The sequence below is a fragment of the Halomonas sp. BC2 genome, from assembly GCF_002078115.1.
Classification (GTDB): domain Bacteria; phylum Pseudomonadota; class Gammaproteobacteria; order Pseudomonadales; family Halomonadaceae; genus Vreelandella; species Vreelandella stevensii.
The window spans coordinates 99,999-117,817 of sequence record NZ_LFGT01000002.1 but is presented as its reverse complement, the minus strand read 5'-3'; the positions used below and the strand labels follow the sequence as shown (position 1 = coordinate 117,817).

Below are 17,819 nucleotides of genomic sequence, written 5' to 3'. Positions count from 1 at the left end.
TCCGCCATCAACAAGGTTCATCGCACTTTTCCGGGAATGGCTTCACTGTCTCGCTAGAATGCAATGACCTTAAAAAAGCCCCGCTCCGTGGCCATGGCGGCAACACGGGCGGGGCGTTTTCATGACGCGTTCAGGGCTTTTTGGGCCAGGCCTTGGGGTCCACCTTATTGGCCAGCTTGGGGAACTGGCTGGGGTCGAACACCGGTTCCTTGCCTGCCTTCAACTGCGCGTCGTAATCCTTGAACAGCGCAAAGGCAATGGGCGACAGCATCAGAATGGCCACCAGGTTGATGATCGCCATCATGCCCATGGAGAGGTCGGCAAAATTCCAGATGGCTCCCAGGCTGGCCACCGAGCCCACCATGATCATGCCCAGCACGGCCAGACGATACAGCATCACCGCCAGCGGTGCCCGGCGGCCAGCCAGGTATTCGATGTTGGACTCACCGTAAGAGTAGTTGGCAATCACGGACGTGAACGCAAACAGCAGAATCGCCACCGCAATGAACATGCCGCCCCACTCGCCCACATGGCTGGAGAGCGCCATCTGCGTCAGCTGGATGCCGTTGCTCTCCTCGCTGGCCAGCAGTTCCGGGCCCGCCATGATGATGATGGCCGCCGTGGCGGTACAGATCACCAGCGTATCCAGGAAGACCCCCAGCATCTGAATGAACCCTTGGGCCGCCGGATGATCCGGCCGGGTGCTGGCCGTGGCCGCCGCGTTGGGAGCAGAGCCCATGCCCGCCTCGTTGGAGAACAGACCGCGCTGAATACCGTTGATGATGGCCTGGGAAATGGCATAGCCCATGGCCCCGCCTGCGGCCTGCTCGATGCCGAAGGCGCTCTGCACGATAGTCAGCAGCGCGGCGGGCAGGTCGGCGATATTCAGGGCCACCACCACCAGTGCCAACACCAGATACAGCAAGGCCATCAGCGGCACGACCAGCTCGGCCACCTTGGCAATCGACTTCAAGCCGCCAAAGATGATCGGCGCCACGACGGCCATCAGCACCAGGCCCATGGCCCAGGTGGGAATGGCAAACGCCTGCTCCATGGCCTGGGCAATGGAGTTGGCCTGCACGCTATTGAAGGCCAGGCCGAAAGCAATGATCAAACAGATCGAAAACAGCACCGCCAGCCAGCGCAGCCCAAGGCCACGCTCGATATAGCGAGCCGGGCCGCCACGGAAGGTGTTGTCGCCGTGGTCGGTCTTGTAGGCCTGCGCCAGCGTGGACTCCACGAAACTGGTCGCCATGCCGACCATGGCGGTCATCCACATCCAGAAAATGGCCCCTGGGCCACCGAAGTAAATGGCGACCGCCACCCCGGCCAGGTTACCCGTTCCCACCCGAGCCGCCAGGCTGGTCGAGAGCGCTTGAAAGGAGGAGATCCCGCCATTGGACTGCCGCGAGGTACGCAGCAGTTTGAACATGTGGCCAAAATAGCGAATCTGAATTCCCCGTGTCATCACGGTAAAATAGAGACCTGCTCCAATCAGCAGATAAATCAGTACGCTGCCCCATAACAGCCCGTTGCTGCGATCCACGACCGCCGTCAACAGGGATGAAAGTGTCGCATCCATGGTTAATCGACCTTGATTGAATAAAGTGAAGGCGCATCATTCTTCACGGCTGCACCAAAATGGCAATAAAAATGGCAAATTAGTCCATACACGGAAAGAAACGCTGCGCCATGCTCAGCAGCCCGTGATGGTCGCCAGGATTCTTCTGGGTCCGCCCTGTTCGCGATGCTCGCCCAGCCAGATGCCTTGCCAAGTGCCCAGCGCCAAACGCCCATCGCGCACGGCCAGGCTCAGCTGGGTACCCAGCAGGCTGGACACCACGTGGGCAGGCATGTCGTCCGGCCCTTCCAGGGTATGTCGAAAGTAATCCAGCCCTTCGGGCACCAGGCGACGCAGAAAGGCGTTCAGGTCGTGACGTACATCCGGGTCGCTGTTTTCATTCAGGGTCAAGGAGGCCGAGGTATGCAGAAGCTGTAAGTGCACCAGCCCCTGATGGCACTCTTCGAGGCAGGGCAGTGCCCGAGCAATCTCATCAGTGATCAGATGGAAGCCTCTCGGCATGTCGGGCAGGTGAATCTCTTGTTGGTGCCACATAAACACTCCTTTGTCATGGTGGGCCTGCAAACAAGCATGGGTGTCTTCAAACCCAAACATTTCGTTCAACCATAGCCTATTTCGCCGCGCACCCATAAAACTCACCACAGGTCATCGCCGCCATGGCGGTGGCGTCGCCTCGCTGTTAAATTGAATGGCGATATTCCCATCGCTTGCAAGGAACCGTTCACATGGAGGTCGTCATGCGCTATTCCCTACTGTCGCCAAGGAAACTGGCAACGGCATCGGCGCTTTGTGTTTCGAGCGTGCTGCTGGCCGGATGCACGGGCATCCCCGATGGCACCGAGGCCGTCACCGGGTTCGAGCTCGATCAGTACCTCGGGGAGTGGTATGAAATCGCTCGTCTGGACCACTCCTTCGAGCGCGGGCTGGACTGCGTGACCGCCAACTACAGTCTGCGCAACGATGGCGGTGTGCGGGTCATCAACCGGGGCTACAACCTGGAAGAAGGCAGCTGGGACGAAGCCGAGGGCCGGGCCTATTTCATCGATGACGACAGCGTTGGCCGCCTGAAGGTAAGCTTCTTTGGCCCGTTCTACGGCGGCTACAACGTGCTGGCACTGGATGACGACTATCAGTGGGCGCTGGTTTCCGGCCCTAACCGAGACTACCTGTGGATTCTGGCACGCACACCCACGCTGGATAGCGAGCTGGAAGCGCGCCTGCGCCAGCAAGCCGCCGAGCTGGACTTCCCTACCGACGAGCTGATCGATGTGGTTCAAGACGAGCGCTGTCCCGGCCGCTAGGCTCTGCCTGAAAACTGGCTGCGCTCGACCATACGGCGTTAAAAATCGGATCAAAGTACTCATTTACAGCGTGTAAACTCCGTCTTTTCACCGATTTTTGCCTTGTCTGTTCTTCGCTCGCCGACTTTTCAGACAGAGCCAGGCTCGCCTGCACAGCACCTACTCAGCGTCAGGCAGCGCAGGCACCCGGCCCGCGATCTCCTGCTGGAGAAAATCGATCAGCGCACGGATGCGGGCCGGGGTATGGCGGCGCTGCTCGAACACCGCATAGAAGTCTGCCCGTACGCCCTGCCACTCGGGCAGCAGCAGTTGCAGCTCGCCACTGGCCAGGTGTTCGTTGACATCCCACCAGGAGCGCAGCATGACGCCATGGCCATCCAGCGCCAGTCGCGTCACCACTTCGCCATCGTTGCTGGCCAAGTGGCCACTGACCTTGACCGATTGTTGGCGCCGCGCTGCCGCACGCTGCTCGAAGCGCCACAGCGCAAAGTCACTATCGTTCTCGCGGATCAACAGGCAGCGGTGCTGCGCCAGATCCTGCGGCGTACGCAGGGCGGGCATGTTGGCAAGGTAGCTCGGCGACGCACAGAGCATGCGCCGATTGGGCAGGATACGCCGAGCCACCAGCCGTGAATCCGGCGGTTCGCCAATGCGAATCCCCACATCGAACCCATGGTCGCTGAGATTGAGGGGAAAGTTGGTCAACTCCAGCCAGCTCTCGATGCCCGGATGCCGAACGCAGAAGTGTGACAGCAGCGGCGCAATGTGGCGTCGCCCAAAGCCAAAGGTGGCATTGACCCGCAAGCGCCCCTGCAGCCCATGGCTGGCCGCGTCGCGCAGGTCACTCTCCAGGGCGTCCAGCTCATCGAGAATCAGGCTGCCCTGGGCAAGATAGCGCTCGCCTTCGGCGGTCAGCGTCAGGCGGCGGGTCGTGCGCGCCGCCAGCGACACCCCCAGCCGCGCCTCCAGCTGCTTCAGCCGTTTACTCACCGCCGAGAGGGAAATACCCAACTCCCGGGCTGTCGCCGTCAGGCTGCCCGCTCGAGCCAACTGCTGAAAAAACGCCAGATCGTCCAGTGGAGCCATGGGATTCTATACCTGAAAGCAACAATGGCTTGAATAGTAGCCTGAATATCTCATCGCCAACAGCCGCTACACTGCATGAACGGTACGCCTTTCACACGACCATAAAAAAAGGAGGCCCCATGGCCCATCAGATTGCAGTCATCGCTGGCGACGGCATCGGCACAGAAGTCATGCCGGAAGGTATTCGCGCACTGGAAGCGGTGGCCCAGCGCTTCGACCTCGCGCTGGAGTTCACCACCTTTGAGTTCGGTAACTGCGACTACTACCTTGAGCACGGCAAGATGCTGCCGGATGACTGGTACGAGCAGCTCAAGGGCTTTGATGCGCTGTTTTATGGCGCCGTGGGCTGGCCGGACAAAGTGCCTGACCATATTTCCCTGTGGGGCTCGCTGCTGCAGTTCCGCCGCCAGTTCGATCAATACATCAACCTGCGCCCCTGCAAACTGATGCCGGGCATCAAGAGCCCGCTGGCCGGTCGCGCCCCGGGGGATATCGACTTCTACGTGGTGCGTGAAAACACCGAAGGCGAATACTCCAGCATCGGCGGCAAGATGTTCGAAGGCACCGAGCGGGAGATCGTCATTCAGGAAACCGTGATGAGCCGCACCGGGGTCGACCGAGTCTTGAAATACGCCTTCGACCTGGCCCAGACGCGACCACGCAAGAAGCTCACCTCGGCCACCAAGTCCAACGGCATCTCGATCACCATGCCCTACTGGGACGAGCGGGTCGCCGAGATGGCCAAACAGTACCCGGATATCAACGTCGACAAGTTCCATATCGACATCCTCACGGCCAACTTCGTGCTGCACCCCGATTGGTTCGACGTGGTCGTGGGCAGCAACCTGTTCGGCGACATCCTCTCCGACCTGGGCCCGGCCTGCACCGGCACCATCGGCATTGCGCCTTCCGCCAATATCAATCCGGAAGGCAAGTTCCCCAGCCTGTTCGAGCCGGTTCATGGCAGCGCACCCGACATTGCGGGCAAGGGCATTGCCAACCCTATCGGCCAAATCTGGTCAGGCGCCATGATGTTGGAACATCTGGGACACAAGGAAGCTGCCGACGCCATGGTCGAGGCCATCGAAGCCGTGCTCAGTGAAGGGAACCCGCAGGTGCTCACCCGCGACGTGGGCGGCCAGGGCACCACGGAAAGCCTAGGCAAGGCCATTGCCGAGCGCCTGCGCGGCTAGCGTCAGGCCCCACTGGCCATGTCGTTGATCAATGTGGTTGGTAAAAATGGTTGGTAAAGGTGGTTGGTAAAGGTGGTTGAAACGGTAGTTGATAAAAATTAGTTGTAAAAGCGCGAACGCCTGCCCTCAACGGGGCAGGCGTTCACACTGTGCGCGCTGAGCGTTAGCTGGTCAGTTTGGCAGCGACTTCAGCCACGTATTTACCCTGGAAACGGGCTATTTTCAGCTCGCGGTCGTCCGGCTGACGCGAACCGTCGCCGCCTGCCAGCGTCGCCGCGCCATAGGGCGTGCCGCCGCTGACCTTCGAGATATCGAACTGCTCTTCGATGCCGTAACCAATCGGCACGATGACCATGCCGTGGTGGGCCAGGGTGGTCCAGGTCGACGTGATGGTCATCTCGTCGCCGCCGCCGGTGCCGGTCGAGGTAAATACGCTGGCGACCTTGCCACGCAGTGCACCCTTCGCCCATAGCCCGCCGGTCTGGTCGAGGAAGGTACGCATCTGCCCCGCCATGTTGCCAAAGCGCGTCGGCGTGCCGAAGATGATGGCATCGTAGTCGGCCAACTCTCCAGGCGTGGCTTCCGGAGTAGTGAAGTCCTGCTTGCCACCGGCATTCTTGAACGCATCTTCCGGCATGGTTTCCGGTACGCGCTTGACGGTGACCTCGACCCCCTCCACGCCTTCGGCGCCTTCTGCCACGGCGGCCGCCAAGGTGTCGATGTGCCCATACATCGAGTAATACAGTACCAATATCTTCGTCATGGCTCACTCCTTTCAGATGACGACACGCTGCCCCAGACGGGCAGCAAGGACTGGTTACAGCATAGTCCAGCCCCAGCCACTTATTAGCGAAAGTTTTCGACGCTCTGAATCGATTTCATCGATGTGGGCACCTTGCAAAGCGCTTGTGGATCACGCCATGGGCGCTTTTTTACGGGTTACTTTCATCCTCGCACCGACCATTTTCACGCGCACGACGCCACCCCTTGCGACACGAGCTGAGCGTGGTAAAGGTAGGGCAACACAAGTAGATGCCCATGACCAAGGACACTTTCATGCTAGGCCAATGGCTCGACTGGACCCTTGACGATGAACGCCCGTCGCCACGCATAGGCCGCTTTGCCAGCGGCAGCTACCATCTGCACCGACCGGGCATACTGGAGCTAACGCCCAACATTTTGCGCCCCGATGCCCGGGCCTGTGTCTTTTCTGCCGCCATTCATGGCAACGAGACCGCTCCGGTAGAACTGCTGGGCGAATGGCTGGCCGCTCTGGAAGCCAGCACCCTGCAACTGGGCGCTCCCGTGCTGGTGATTCTGGGCAACATTCCTGCCCTCAAGGCCCAGCAGCGCTACATCACCACCAACCTGAATCGCTTGTTCAAGCGCGAACTGGCCGACCAGGGCGACGAGCCCGAACGGGCGCGCCAGCTGATGGAGGCCGTGGATACGTTCTATGCCCGCCATCACGCCCTGCCTCGGCTGCATTACGACCTGCATACCGCCATCCGCGGCAGCCTGCATACCCGCTTCGCGGTCGAGCCATTCGCCGAGTCGGCGACCGACTCTGAACAGTGGGAGTGGCTGGCCGCCGCCGACATGCAGGCCGTGCTGCACCAGCATCAGCATAGCTGGACGTTTTCTCACTACAGCAAGCACTACCATGGTGCCCAGGCCTTTACCTTCGAGCTGGGGCAAGTCGCCCCGTTCGGCCACAACGACATGGACGCCCTGGCTCCCATACTCACGTTGATCAGTGCGCTGGGCAGCGGCTATACGCCCCCCTCCCAGTCGGCCAGCACCATGGCATTCTACCGGGTGCAGCATGAACTGATGCGTCACTCCGAAGACTTCACGCTCTGTTTCGATGAAGACGTGCCCAACTTCAGCCGCTTCGATACCGGCACCTGCCTGGCCAAGGATGCCACCGCCGGTGACTTCGTGGTGGAAGAGACGCCGCTACACGTGGTGTTTCCCAACGCTCAGGTCGAGATAGGTGCCCGAGCCGCCTTGCTGGTGGCGCCGGAACGAACGGCTCTCTAGCCAACAGAAAGCCCCGTTGATGAAAAAGGCAGTTAGATAACAATAACGTAGAGGGGCCATCAGGAGTGCTCTTCAGGCAACACGACCAAGGTCGGCCTGATAAAGTACGCGTCTCCGGCGCACTCCTGATAGAATCGCCCCTTTTTTCGCGCCAGCCGCACAGAAACACGAACACTCATTCGTTGTTGCTGCGGCAACCCTGTACTGGAGCCTAAGTTATGGCCGCTACGCCGACTCCCCTTGAAGTGCGTAACATCAAAAAGCGCTTCGGCGATACAGAAGTCCTCAAAGGCCTCTCTCTTGAAGCCCAGAAAGGTGATGTGATCACCCTGATTGGTGCTTCAGGGTCTGGCAAAAGCACCTTTTTACGCTGCATGAACCTGCTGGAACAGCCCGATGACGGCGACCTGATCGTCCATGGCGAACAGATCCGCTTCAAGACCACCCGCCATGGCCGCGAACCCGCCGACTGGAAACAGGTCGTGCAGATGCGCGCCAAGCTCTCCATGGTTTTCCAGAGTTTCAACCTGTGGGCCCACATGACGCTGCTGGAAAACATCATCGAAGCGCCGATTCACGTGCTGGGTAAACCCAAGAAAGAAGCCATCGAACACGCCCACGCGCTGCTCGACCGAGTCGGCCTCAGCGCGCGTGCCAACGCCTACCCGGCGCAAATGTCCGGTGGCCAGCAGCAGCGTGGCGCCATCGCCCGGGCGCTGGCCATGGACCCGGAAGTCATGCTGTTCGACGAGCCCACCTCGGCGCTGGACCCTGAGCTGGTGGGCGACGTGCTCAAGGTCATGCGCGATTTGGCCAACGAAGGGCGCACCATGGTAGTGGTGACCCATGAGATGAGCTTTGCCCGGGACGTGTCCAGCAAGGTGATCTACCTGCACCAGGGCCTCGTGGAAGAAGCCGGTACGCCCGATGACGTGCTGGGCAACCCGCAATCGCCGCGCCTGAAGCAGTTTCTGGCGCCCAAATACTGATCCGCGAGGCATGCACGATGCTTGATTTGCAAGGCTACGGCCCCCGCCTGCTGGAAGGCGCAGGCGTAACCGTTCAGTTGGCCCTCCTCTCGCTGATCCTGGCGATTGTGCTGGGGCTCTTGACCGCCAGCGCCAAAATGTCCCGCAACTGGCTATTGCGCCGTAGCGCAACGGTCTACACCACGGTGATTCGTGGGGTGCCCGACCTGGTGCTGATGATGCTGCTGTTCTTCGGCGGGCAGATCGGGGTCAATGCGATCAGCGATATGCTCTATGACCGCTACGACATCGATATCTACATCAACTTCAACGCCTTCGCGGCCGGTGTCCTCACCATCGGCTTCATCTTCGGCGCCTACATGGGCGAAACCTTTCGCGGGGCATTCATGGCCGTCGACAATGGCCAGATCGAGGCAGGCAAGGCCTACGGCATGAGCAACGCACTGGTGTTTCGGCGTATCCGCTTTCCCCAGATGATGCGTCATGCGCTGCCCGGCCTCTCCAACAACTGGATGGTGCTGCTCAAGACCACCGCCTTGGTATCGGTGATCGGCCTGACGGACATGGTGCGGGTGGCGGCAGAAGCCTCTCGGGCCACCCACGAGCCGTTTGTCTTCCTGATTCCGGTGGCGGCGGCCTATCTGTTGATTGCCAGCGTCTCCGAGTGGGTCTTCGCACGGTTGCAAAAACGTTACGACATCGGCTTCGGGGGACAGTGACATGCTGGACATCTCTGCATGGTTCAACGATTTACTGGCGGGTAACCTGATCTTCACCCCCACCACCCTAGGCTACTATTGGGAAGGCCTGGTGACCACCACCCAGCTGGTGTTCCTCTCGCTGGTGGCCGGGCTGATCCTGGCTGTCCCGCTGGCCATCATGCGTAGCTCACGGCACAAATGGATCAGCCTGCCGGTCTATGTGTATACCTATGTGTTTCGTGGCACCCCGCTGCTCATTCAGCTCTACATCATCTACTACGGGGTGGTGTTCATCGATGGCATTCAGGAAACCTTCCTGTGGCCGCTGCTGCGCGAAGCCTTCTACCCGGCACTGATCGCCTTCACCTTGAACACGGCGGCCTACACCACGGAGATTTTCCGGGGTGCCATCAAGGCCACCTCACGGGGTGAAATCGAGGCCGCCAAGGCCTATGGCATGTCCAACAGCCTGATGATGCGCCGTATCATCCTGCCCAGCGCCTTTCGCCGTGCCCTGCCCGCCTACGGTAACGAAGTCATCTTCATGCTGCATGCCAGCGCCATTGCCAGCGTCGTCACCCTGATGGACCTGACCGGGGCCGCACGCTTCGTCTATGCGCGCTTCTATGCCCCCTTCGATGCCTTCCTGTTCGTGGCGGCCATTTATCTGTGCCTCACCTTTGCCATCCTGTATTTTTTCCGTTACCTGGAAAAACGGCTGCTGGCACATTTGCGGCCACAAACCTGAGCATGACGAAAAATCCAACGTACGCCAACGTAAAACAAGCGTTGGTTTAATTCAGGTCACCCCCCCTTTTCGCCAACCGCAAGCTGGGGTAGCTTAAAGGGGATCACCTCCGGTGAACCTGCTTCCTTTGGAGTCTACAATGAAAAAACTGCTGACCGTTTCTCTGCTGGGCCTGGCCGTGGCTGCCGCGTCTTCTGCTCAAGCCCGTGATTACGACCACGTGCGTATCGGCGTGGACGTACCTTACGAGCCCATGGAATACCGCACCCCCGAGGGCGAGCTGACCGGCTTCGATATCGACCTGGGCAACGCTCTGTGCGAGCGCATCGGCGTGACCTGCGAGTGGATCGAGCAGGAGTGGGACGGCATCATTCCGGGCCTGATGTCACGTAACTACGATGCCATCATGTCGTCGATGACCATCAACGACGAGCGTCGTCAGCAGGTGCTGTTCTCCGACCCCTACATCACCATGCCGTCGGCCTGGTTCGCCCCCGCCAGTCTGGAACTCAGTGACGCCAACGAAGAGACCCTGGCCGGCAAGACCATCGGCGTACAGCGCGGCACCCTGCAAGACAACTACGTGACCGACCAGTACGGCCGTATTGCCAGCGTCAGCCGCTACTCCACCGCTGACGACATGGTGCTGGACATGCAGGCACAGCGCCTGGATATCGTCTTCCTCGACTATCCGATCGGCCAGTCCACCCTGCTGAACAACGAAGACACCGAGTACGTGGTCGTAGGCGAGCGCATCAGCGAGCCCAAGGAGTACTTCGGTGACGGCTTCGGCATCGCCTTCCGCCAGCGCGACCAGGCCCTGGCCGAGCGCTTCAACGAAGCACTGGCCGAGCTGCAGGAAGACGGCACCTACGATGAAATCTACGCTCGCTACTTTGGCGAAGAGTAAACATTGACCGTCTCGCCATGCCTTCCTCAGGGAAGGCATGGCAGCACGCCAATACCATGATGTCATACCGCCTACTCCCCTCTGCGCCCCATGCGCAACGCCCAGGTACCCGTGGCACCATTGCCCGCTTCTACCTGAGCGAGTGGTTCGACGAATAGTCCCCTCTTTGGCACGCCCGTGCCGAATCACGCCTCTGTGCGTGCATGTTGCCATGCGTGATCGACGCAGGGCACTCACACGCCTGGCGCACCCCATGCTGTAGCCGCCCCTTTCGGCGCTTGGCATAAAGCAACACCCACATACCTACTAAAAATCGCTTCAGGAGACTGACCATGCGTTATGCAACGCTGTCCGTGGCTGCCGTGCTGGCGGCTGGTGCTTCACTTTCCATGGTATCCACTGCCGCAATGGCCCGGGACTACGACGAGATCCGTCTGGGTGTGGATATTCCCTACGAGCCCTTCATGTACCGGGAAGCCGACGGCACCCTCACCGGCTTTGAAATCGAGCTGGGCAATGCCGTATGCGACTACATGGAAGTGAGCTGCACCTGGGTAGAACAAGACTGGGACGGCATCATTCCCGGCCTGCTGGCCCGTAACTACGACGCCATCATGTCGTCCATGGCGATTACCGACGAGCGCGCCCAGCGCGTGCTGTTCTCCGAGGCTTACTACACCACTCCCAGCGCCTGGATCACGACCCACGCCCACGATATCGACATCGAAGACCGGGCCAGCCTGGAAGGGCTCACGGTCGGCGTACAGCGAGCAACCCTGCAGGATAACTATGTCACCGAACTCTACGGCGACGTGCTGGAAATTCGCCGCTATACCGGTGTGGACGATGTGGTCACCGACCTGCTGGCAGGCCGCCTGGACCTGACGTTCATGGACTACCCAATTGCCGAAGCCGCCATCGACATCGACACGCCCGAAAGCGATTTCCAGCGCATCAGCGACTTCATCAAAGAACCCGAGGAAATCTTTGGCAAGGGCGTTGGCGTCGCGTTCCGCCCCCGTGACGAGGCCCTCGCCGAACGCTTCAACGACGCCCTGCGTGCGGTGAAAGAGAACGGCACTTATGATGAAATCATGAACCGTTACTTCAACTACGATGTACGTTTGTAAGATCGGCGGCCGCCGCGCTTGAACCGCGCCACCCGCCTACACGCGCCGACCTCAGGTCGGCGCGTACCGTTTGCTCATCACTTTTCCGGAAAGCCCATGCTGACACTTGTCAAAAACGCCCAGCTTTTTGCCCCAGAACCCCGCGGGCTGTGCCATCTGCTGATCGCCGACCAGCGCATCGCGGCCGTGCTGGATGCCAACGAAGCGTACCAACTGGGCACGCTGATCAAGACCATCGACCTGGAGGGCCGTCGGGTGATTCCGGGGCTGGTCGACCCGCTGGTGCACTACATTGGCGGGGGCGGTGAAGGCGGGTTTGGCAACCGCACTGCAGAACTCAGCCTGGCAGACGCCTGCGCTTCAGGCGTGACCACCCTGATTGGCGCTCTGGGCACCGATGCCCTTACCCGCACCCCCGCCAACCTGATCGGCAAGGCGCGGGAGCTCGCTGCCGGTGGGCTGAGCACCTACGCCTACACCGGCTCTTATCAGCTGCCTCCGGTCACGCTGACCGGCACGGTGGCCAGCGACATTCTCTACGTGCCGGAATTCATCGGGGTGGGCGAAGTGGCCATCAGCGACCACCGTGGCTCCCAGCCCACTACCCAGGAGCTGACGCGACTGGCTTCCGACGCCCGCACGGCCGGGCTGCTGGCAGGCAAATCCGGCATCGTGTTCATTCATACCGGCGACGCCGACTCCCACCTGGAACCACTGCGTCAGGTGTCCAGCACCAGCGCCATTCCCATCACGCAGTTCTACCCGACCCACATCAACCGTACCGGCGCACTGTTCGCAGACGGCCTGCGCTTTGCCCGTGAAGGCGGACGCATCGACTTCACCACCAGCACCACCCCCGAGCTGCTGGCCGGTGGCGAAGTGCCCGCCTCCGAGGCGGTAGCGCGGGCACTGAAAGCGCGGATCGATCCGAGCCAGCTCAGCCTCTCCTCGGATGCCAACGCTTCGCTGCCGGAGTTCGATGACCAGCGCCGTTTCGTGGGCCTGAAACCCGGCAGACTCAGCAGCCTGTTCGACGTGTTGGGCGAGTGTGTCAACGACCACCAGATCCGCATGGAGCACGCCCTGCAATGTGCCACCACCACCGCCGCCGATGCCTTGAAGCTTCCCCAAAAAGGCCGCCTGATACCCGGCTCGGATGCCGATTTCATCGTATTGAGCGAAGGGCGCTGGGCCATTGACCACGTGTGGGCACTGGGCAAACCGATTTTCAGCGCTCCCTGAGCGCCCGAGGCCGCCCAGCGAACTTGCTCAGCCAATGCGGGTCTTTAATGGCATAATGCGCTTTTACAAGGAGGTAACATGGCAGAACACTCAGCGGCACACGCAACGCCCTCCACGGGCCTACCCGAGACGATGCGCCCCTCGTCCCATTGGACCGCCTGGGGTCAGTGGCTTGCGCTGTTCACCATGACCGTGGACCACCTGACCCGCTACGTACTGCCCGATGCCTGGGATCTGGGCTGGGCGGGTTCCTCGATTGGGCGCATTGCCTTTCCGCTGTTTGCTGCCATGGTGGCCTGGCACGGCCTGTTCAACACCCGCAACCCGCTGCGCTACGCACGCCGTATCCTGATCATCGGTATCGCGGCACAAGTGCCCTACATGATGATGCCCAGGGCCTCGGATGCGTTTATCCTGAATGTCTGCTTTACGCTGGCCAGCGGCCTGGCACTCGGTGCCTTGGTACGCCAGGGGTGGCAGCACTATCAGGCACAGACGCTGGGCCTGGGTTGGCTGATGCTGGGGGCCGCCGTGTGTGTCACCGCCTGGTATCTGCTGGGCTTCTGGGTGGAGTATGGCCACAACGGCCTGCTACTGATTCCGCTGTTCATGTTTGCCATGCAGGCCCTCAGCGAGACCCGCGATGCTCTCAAATCAAGGCTATGGGCGGGTCTGGCGGCGTTTCCGGTGCTGTGGATCGCCGGGCAGATGAACGCGTCGGACATGGCCAAATCCTTTACCGTCGGCACCTGTGTTCTGGTGCTGATGCTGGCCGCAGGCGCCGCCCAGCGCGTACCGCCCGTGGCGCTGGCCATGCCCCGCCGCCTGTGGCTGGCCTGGTACCCGGGGCACTTCGCCCTGATTGCGCTGTGGCTATTGCTTAGCGGTCAGCTGGCCAGTTAGGCGTTTGCTCGGCCGCTCGTTTATTCACTGCTTCTCGCATCCAGGGCTGATAGCGGCATAGCTGAGCACGGCCCGCCAATTTGGCCTGATACATGGCAGTGTCTGCCTGCTTGAGCACTTCGGCATGGTCACAGGTAGACGCTGCAAAGCAGGTGTAGCCCATACTCGGGGTCACCTCTACCCAACGGCCTTCCAGCCGATATTTCCCTGACAGCGCCTGCTGCACTCGCTGCATATACTGCTCGGCCAGGGCTCTCAATTTGTCCGGCTCTGGCTCCGGGAATTGCGCCAGCAGCACAAACTCATCGCCACTCAGCCGGGCGGCCATGTCGCCGTCGCGCAAGCACGACTCCAGACGCCGCGCTACCTGTACCAACAGGTCATCGCCCGCGGCATGCCCCAGGGTGTCGTTGATCAGCTTGAAGCGGTCCATGTCCATGAACATTACCAAACCACCCCGCCGTGCATGGCCCGCCTCTTGGTACAGCGCTTCCATGCGTTCGATGAACAGACGCCGATTGGGCAGGTCCGTCAGCGCATCGTAGTACGCCTGACGATAAATGATCTCCTCACTGCGCTTACGCTCGGTGAAGTCTTCGACGATCGCCACGCCGCCGATCATCCGGTTGCCCATACCATGTACGCCGTTGAAGAATGCCCGCAGTGGCGTTCCCTCACTGGCTCTAGGCAGCCGATAGGTACCCTCGTAGTAGCCGGTGCCTTTTTCCAGGGCTGCCGACACAGCCTTGGCGACGTATCGATCGGCTGAACGGTCCAGCATGCGATAGCCCAGCAGCCGAGAACGCTCGACGCCCAGGATCTCCAGCAGCTTGTTGTTGCAGTCGGTGATCTGCCCCTGGTCGTCAAAGTGCAAAACACCTAGAGGGGAGTGCTGGAAAATCGAGCGATAGCGGTTTTCGCTTTCCCGAAGCTGCGCCTCACGGGCCGCCATGGTAACGCGCAGGGCGATATTGTCATGGATGGTTCGGCTCAAGCGGCGGCTGGTGATCAGGATCAGCAGCAGAAACAGCACCAGCATCAGCCCGATCAACACGGAAAGCGAGGTTCCCATCAGCATGAACTGGAACTTCAAAGGCAACAGGATGGGCAATACGAAGCCAGTGGCCACCCACCACACCGATGACAGCGTCGTGACGCCTCCCGCCGCGATACCGGCCAGCACGATCGACAGCGCCGCAATTTGCCCCGGATATTCAGGGCTGAACAACAGCACTCCCGTACTGCCCCATACCACCCCGGAAACAATGGCCCCCATGGCAAACCAGCGTAGCCACCGGTGCCGTTGCTGCTGCTGAATCGGCAAGCGCTTGAAACGGTGAGCCAACGCCAAACGCAATCCCGACACCACCACCAAGGCAGCATACCAACCCAACAGCACCCAGCCTTCCACCACGGGCCACATCGCCGCCACCAGCAACCCGCCCGCCAAAACGCTACTGAGCACCGGTTGCCAAAGGTTGTCATACAACATCCGCACTTTTTCTCCGCGCAGCTGTTGCAGGGTGAGATGGTGATCGCGCTGGTAGCCGCTGCGTAACCCTGACGCAGTTGCTGTCGGCGCCGCTGGCTTGCTGGGCGACATAGAACCCCCGTTTTCGTTGGCCTATGGGCCAATCTTATTGATTAATACAAACGTTTTATCACGCCTTATCTTTTAGCATGTTTACGCAGCAAAAGTAGCCTTCGAACATGAAAAAGCCGCCTCGAAGGGCGGCTTTGAAGAGAGCATGACAGCCATCGAACGCACGGCTCAGAGCGTGTCGGCAAAGCTCCACTCGACCGCCGGGGCACCCGGCAGCAGTGCCTGGCAGGTGCGTACTTTTTCCAGCAGCTCGGCATGGCTGGCCGCCACGACGTTCACGTGGGCCAGCTTGCGCCCCGCCCGCTCGGCCTTGTCGTAGCGATGCAGGTGGGTATGGGGAATCGCCAGCAGCGCGGGGTTGTCGCCCTCCTGCCCAATCACGTTGACCATGCAGGTGGGGCCAATCGCCTGAGTCGAGCCCAGCGGCAAGCCCTGTACGGCCCGCAGATGGTTTTCGAACTGGCTGGTCACCGCGCCGTCCATGGTCCAGTGGCCGGAGTTATGCACCCGAGGGGCCATCTCATTGGCCAGCAGGCTACCGTCGCGGGTCTGGAACAGCTCCAGCGCCAGCACGCCCACGTAATCCAGCTCATCCAGCAGCGCACGAATGTAGCCATCGGCGGTTTGCTGAACGCTGTCGTCCAGGTCGGGCAGCGGCGCCACCGAATAGCGCAGAATGCCGTCTACGTGCTGGTTCTCTGCCATGGGGTAAAACACCACCTCCCCATCGCGGCCACGCACGGCAATCATCGATACTTCGCGCACGAAATCGACGAAGGCTTCCACGATCAACCGGGAATGGCCAATCGACTCCCAGGCGGCCTGGGCCTGCTCTGGCGCTCTCAACACCGCCTGGCCCTTGCCGTCGTACCCTTCGGTGACGGATTTGGCCACCACCGGGCAGCCCAGCTCAGTGGCAGCGGCCTGCAGCTGCTCGGCGCTCTCTACCACCCGGTAAGCCGGCGTCGGGATGCCCAGCCGGTCGAACAGCGCCTTCTCTTCCACGCGGTTCTGGCACACGGCAATGGCACGGCTGCTGGGGTAGACCGGCTTGTGCTGTTCGATCTGCTGCACCAGCGCCACGGGCAGGTGCTCGAACTCGTAGGTCACCACATCGACCTTGTCGAGGAACGCCGCCAGATGCTGGTTATCCGGGTCGACCACCACCTCACCGATACCGGCACTGGGGTTGCCGGTGGTGTCCAGAAAGGTAAACGTGTTGCCCAGCGGGTAGCCCGCCAACGCCAGCATACGGCCCAGTTGCCCGGCACCCAGTACGCCAATGTGTTTTACGCGATTGCTATGCACGCTCATGATGGGCTTCCTATTGTGCCGATTCGCTGGCCGCAGGCGCATCCGGGCGGGGGTCCGGGTTATCCAGCACCAGCTGCGTTTGCTCTGCTCGGAAGGCCTCGACGGCCTGACGCACGGCGCTGTCCTGCAAGCCGACGATTTGCGCCGCCAGCAGCCCCGCATTGGTGGCCCCGGCTTTGCCGATGGCCAACGTGCCCACGGCAATGCCACCCGGCATTTGTGCAATGGAGAGCAGCGAATCCAGCCCCTTCAAGGCCTTGGACTCTACCGGCACCCCCAGCACCGGCAGCGCCGTTTGCGAGGCCACCATGCCCGGCAGGTGCGCCGCGCCGCCAGCGCCCGCCACGATGACCTGAAGGCCACGTTCCGCTGCGCTTTTCGCATAGTCGAACAGCAGGTCCGGGGTACGGTGTGCCGAGACCACGCGGGTTTCGTAGGCAACACCCAACCGCTCTAACATCGCCACCGCATGCTCCATGACCGGCCAATCAGATTTTGACCCCATGATCACGCCCACTTTAGGTGCGCTGTTCGACATGCAAAAACTCCTCGGCCAACGGCCTGTTCTAGCGAAAAACAGTGGAACGAGCCGCGTGCAGGCTGCGGCTCATTGAAAAAATGGGAAGGGGCATAGTTTACCAGAGCCAGCGCGTTTGCGGGCTGTCTCATGGTCGTGAAATTTTCATCTAAATAGGCATTGAAAAGCGCGTGAGTTGGCGGCATTGTGTGTTTGTCATTTCAGACCCATGGAGTCACATGAGTACGGCATACTCGACTGCTCACGCAGAAGTGCAGGATCCTCCGCGAAGCAGCCCTGACCTCGATGTCAGGGAACTGGAAAAACGCACGCGCCTCATGCGCATCATCACACGTCTGATCGCCATATCAGACTTGGGAAGCCGAGAAATTGCCCGCCGGGCAGGCTTGCCAGTACAGAAGATCAGCGACCTGCTCGCCGGAAGGCTGGAGCACCTGAATATTGATGAACTCAATGTTCTGCGTCGCACCCTAGAGCTGGAGGCGCCATAGCCGCAGCGACTACCTGAATTCCTGACTCATCAATGAAGTAGGCTA

General features: G+C 60.8%; 18 protein-coding genes. 11 read left to right on the top strand and 7 right to left on the bottom strand.

Annotated features, from left to right (window positions below):
• Window positions 1-130: 130 nt before the first annotated feature.
• Window positions 131-1,582 carry an alanine/glycine:cation symporter family protein gene (locus B7L71_RS01080; RefSeq protein ID WP_016916540.1) on the bottom strand — a complete coding sequence of 484 codons (1,452 nt, stop codon included), beginning with the start codon at window positions 1,580-1,582 and terminating at the stop codon, window positions 131-133.
• 114 nt (window positions 1,583-1,696) lie between these two features.
• The gene (locus B7L71_RS01075; RefSeq protein WP_016916539.1) at window positions 1,697-2,116 is read right to left on the bottom strand and encodes a secondary thiamine-phosphate synthase enzyme YjbQ; all 420 of its coding nucleotides are present in this window, start codon (window positions 2,114-2,116) and stop codon (window positions 1,697-1,699) included.
• 203 nt (window positions 2,117-2,319) lie between these two features.
• Here B7L71_RS01075 and B7L71_RS01070 point away from each other — a divergent pair, with 203 nt between their 5' ends.
• On the top strand, window positions 2,320-2,883 hold the full coding sequence (locus tag B7L71_RS01070; RefSeq protein ID WP_050980345.1) for a lipocalin family protein: 564 nt from the start codon (window positions 2,320-2,322) through the stop codon (window positions 2,881-2,883).
• A gap of 159 nt (window positions 2,884-3,042) precedes the next feature.
• Here B7L71_RS01070 and B7L71_RS01065 read toward each other — a convergent pair whose 3' ends face one another.
• Complete coding sequence (locus tag B7L71_RS01065) at window positions 3,043-3,969, bottom strand: LysR family transcriptional regulator (RefSeq protein ID WP_081135313.1); 927 nt, start codon at window positions 3,967-3,969, stop codon at window positions 3,043-3,045.
• Between the two features lie 119 nt (window positions 3,970-4,088).
• On the opposite strand from B7L71_RS01065, the gene B7L71_RS01060 reads away from it, so the two are divergent.
• Window positions 4,089-5,162 carry a tartrate dehydrogenase gene (locus B7L71_RS01060; protein WP_016916536.1) on the top strand — a complete coding sequence of 358 codons (1,074 nt, stop codon included), beginning with the start codon at window positions 4,089-4,091 and terminating at the stop codon, window positions 5,160-5,162.
• Between the two features lie 163 nt (window positions 5,163-5,325).
• Here B7L71_RS01060 and wrbA read toward each other — a convergent pair whose 3' ends face one another.
• The gene (gene wrbA / locus B7L71_RS01055) at window positions 5,326-5,925 is read right to left on the bottom strand and encodes an NAD(P)H:quinone oxidoreductase (protein ID WP_081135310.1); all 600 of its coding nucleotides are present in this window, start codon (window positions 5,923-5,925) and stop codon (window positions 5,326-5,328) included.
• A gap of 293 nt (window positions 5,926-6,218) precedes the next feature.
• Between wrbA and B7L71_RS01050 the strand changes: the two genes are divergently transcribed.
• The 8 genes from B7L71_RS01050 (at window position 6,219) to B7L71_RS01015 (ending at window position 13,828) form a co-directional block, all read left to right on the top strand.
• Window positions 6,219-7,205, top strand: a complete 987-nt coding sequence (locus B7L71_RS01050; protein WP_081135408.1) for a succinylglutamate desuccinylase — start codon at window positions 6,219-6,221, stop codon at window positions 7,203-7,205.
• Window positions 7,206-7,423: 218 nt separating this feature from the next.
• Window positions 7,424-8,194: an ABC transporter ATP-binding protein gene (locus B7L71_RS01045; RefSeq protein WP_081135308.1), complete on the top strand. Its 771-nt coding sequence runs from the start codon at window positions 7,424-7,426 to the stop codon at window positions 8,192-8,194.
• A gap of 17 nt (window positions 8,195-8,211) precedes the next feature.
• A complete protein-coding gene (locus B7L71_RS01040; protein ID WP_016916531.1) occupies window positions 8,212-8,913 on the top strand; it encodes an ABC transporter permease in 702 nt (233 codons plus the stop codon).
• 1 nt (window position 8,914) lies between these two features.
• On the top strand, window positions 8,915-9,643 hold the full coding sequence (locus tag B7L71_RS01035) for an ABC transporter permease (protein ID WP_081135305.1): 729 nt from the start codon (window positions 8,915-8,917) through the stop codon (window positions 9,641-9,643).
• Window positions 9,644-9,782: 139 nt separating this feature from the next.
• Window positions 9,783-10,553 carry a transporter substrate-binding domain-containing protein gene (locus B7L71_RS01030; protein WP_016916529.1) on the top strand — a complete coding sequence of 257 codons (771 nt, stop codon included), beginning with the start codon at window positions 9,783-9,785 and terminating at the stop codon, window positions 10,551-10,553.
• Window positions 10,554-10,885: 332 nt separating this feature from the next.
• Window positions 10,886-11,683, top strand: coding sequence for a transporter substrate-binding domain-containing protein (locus B7L71_RS01025; protein ID WP_081135302.1), 798 nt, complete (start codon window positions 10,886-10,888; stop codon window positions 11,681-11,683).
• Between the two features lie 96 nt (window positions 11,684-11,779).
• Window positions 11,780-12,925, top strand: a complete 1,146-nt coding sequence (gene iadA, locus B7L71_RS01020) for a beta-aspartyl-peptidase (RefSeq protein ID WP_081135299.1) — start codon at window positions 11,780-11,782, stop codon at window positions 12,923-12,925.
• A 78-nt stretch (window positions 12,926-13,003) separates the two neighbouring features.
• Window positions 13,004-13,828 (top strand): TraX family protein, encoded by an 825-nt coding sequence (locus B7L71_RS01015; RefSeq protein ID WP_081135296.1) that lies wholly within the window; start codon window positions 13,004-13,006, stop codon window positions 13,826-13,828.
• Here B7L71_RS01015 and B7L71_RS01010 read toward each other — a convergent pair.
• The 3 genes from B7L71_RS01010 to purE form a co-directional block, all read right to left on the bottom strand.
• The gene (locus tag B7L71_RS01010; RefSeq protein ID WP_081135293.1) at window positions 13,806-15,431 is read right to left on the bottom strand and encodes a diguanylate cyclase domain-containing protein; all 1,626 of its coding nucleotides are present in this window, start codon (window positions 15,429-15,431) and stop codon (window positions 13,806-13,808) included. The two genes, B7L71_RS01015 and B7L71_RS01010, sit on opposite strands and share 23 nt — an antisense overlap.
• A gap of 168 nt (window positions 15,432-15,599) precedes the next feature.
• On the bottom strand, window positions 15,600-16,745 hold the full coding sequence (locus B7L71_RS01005; RefSeq protein WP_081135290.1) for a 5-(carboxyamino)imidazole ribonucleotide synthase: 1,146 nt from the start codon (window positions 16,743-16,745) through the stop codon (window positions 15,600-15,602).
• Between the two features lie 10 nt (window positions 16,746-16,755).
• Window positions 16,756-17,283 carry a 5-(carboxyamino)imidazole ribonucleotide mutase gene (gene purE, locus B7L71_RS01000; RefSeq protein WP_016916523.1) on the bottom strand — a complete coding sequence of 176 codons (528 nt, stop codon included), beginning with the start codon at window positions 17,281-17,283 and terminating at the stop codon, window positions 16,756-16,758.
• Between the two features lie 218 nt (window positions 17,284-17,501).
• On the opposite strand from purE, the gene B7L71_RS00995 reads away from it, so the two are divergent.
• Window positions 17,502-17,774 carry an XRE family transcriptional regulator gene (locus B7L71_RS00995; protein WP_081135288.1) on the top strand — a complete coding sequence of 91 codons (273 nt, stop codon included), beginning with the start codon at window positions 17,502-17,504 and terminating at the stop codon, window positions 17,772-17,774.
• The last annotated feature ends 45 nt before the right edge of the window (window positions 17,775-17,819 follow it).

What these genes read in the sequence shown, in the direction of transcription:
- B7L71_RS01080 (WP_016916540.1), bottom strand. Translation starts at nt 1,582, where the DNA reads ATGGATGCGACACTTTCATCCCTGTTGACGGCGGTCGTGGATCGCAGC.
- B7L71_RS01075 (WP_016916539.1), bottom strand. Translation starts at nt 2,116, where the DNA reads ATGTGGCACCAACAAGAGATTCACCTGCCCGACATGCCGAGAGGCTTC.
- B7L71_RS01070 (WP_050980345.1), top strand. Translation starts at nt 2,320, where the DNA reads ATGCGCTATTCCCTACTGTCGCCAAGGAAACTGGCAACGGCATCGGCG.
- B7L71_RS01065 (WP_081135313.1), bottom strand. Translation starts at nt 3,969, where the DNA reads ATGGCTCCACTGGACGATCTGGCGTTTTTTCAGCAGTTGGCTCGAGCG.
- B7L71_RS01060 (WP_016916536.1), top strand. Translation starts at nt 4,089, where the DNA reads ATGGCCCATCAGATTGCAGTCATCGCTGGCGACGGCATCGGCACAGAA.
- wrbA (WP_081135310.1), bottom strand. Translation starts at nt 5,925, where the DNA reads ATGACGAAGATATTGGTACTGTATTACTCGATGTATGGGCACATCGAC.
- B7L71_RS01050 (WP_081135408.1), top strand. Translation starts at nt 6,219, where the DNA reads ATGCTAGGCCAATGGCTCGACTGGACCCTTGACGATGAACGCCCGTCG.
- B7L71_RS01045 (WP_081135308.1), top strand. Translation starts at nt 7,424, where the DNA reads ATGGCCGCTACGCCGACTCCCCTTGAAGTGCGTAACATCAAAAAGCGC.
- B7L71_RS01040 (WP_016916531.1), top strand. Translation starts at nt 8,212, where the DNA reads ATGCTTGATTTGCAAGGCTACGGCCCCCGCCTGCTGGAAGGCGCAGGC.
- B7L71_RS01035 (WP_081135305.1), top strand. Translation starts at nt 8,915, where the DNA reads ATGCTGGACATCTCTGCATGGTTCAACGATTTACTGGCGGGTAACCTG.
- B7L71_RS01030 (WP_016916529.1), top strand. Translation starts at nt 9,783, where the DNA reads ATGAAAAAACTGCTGACCGTTTCTCTGCTGGGCCTGGCCGTGGCTGCC.
- B7L71_RS01025 (WP_081135302.1), top strand. Translation starts at nt 10,886, where the DNA reads ATGCGTTATGCAACGCTGTCCGTGGCTGCCGTGCTGGCGGCTGGTGCT.
- iadA (WP_081135299.1), top strand. Translation starts at nt 11,780, where the DNA reads ATGCTGACACTTGTCAAAAACGCCCAGCTTTTTGCCCCAGAACCCCGC.
- B7L71_RS01015 (WP_081135296.1), top strand. Translation starts at nt 13,004, where the DNA reads ATGGCAGAACACTCAGCGGCACACGCAACGCCCTCCACGGGCCTACCC.
- B7L71_RS01010 (WP_081135293.1), bottom strand. Translation starts at nt 15,431, where the DNA reads ATGTCGCCCAGCAAGCCAGCGGCGCCGACAGCAACTGCGTCAGGGTTA.
- B7L71_RS01005 (WP_081135290.1), bottom strand. Translation starts at nt 16,745, where the DNA reads ATGAGCGTGCATAGCAATCGCGTAAAACACATTGGCGTACTGGGTGCC.
- purE (WP_016916523.1), bottom strand. Translation starts at nt 17,283, where the DNA reads ATGTCGAACAGCGCACCTAAAGTGGGCGTGATCATGGGGTCAAAATCT.
- B7L71_RS00995 (WP_081135288.1), top strand. Translation starts at nt 17,502, where the DNA reads ATGAGTACGGCATACTCGACTGCTCACGCAGAAGTGCAGGATCCTCCG.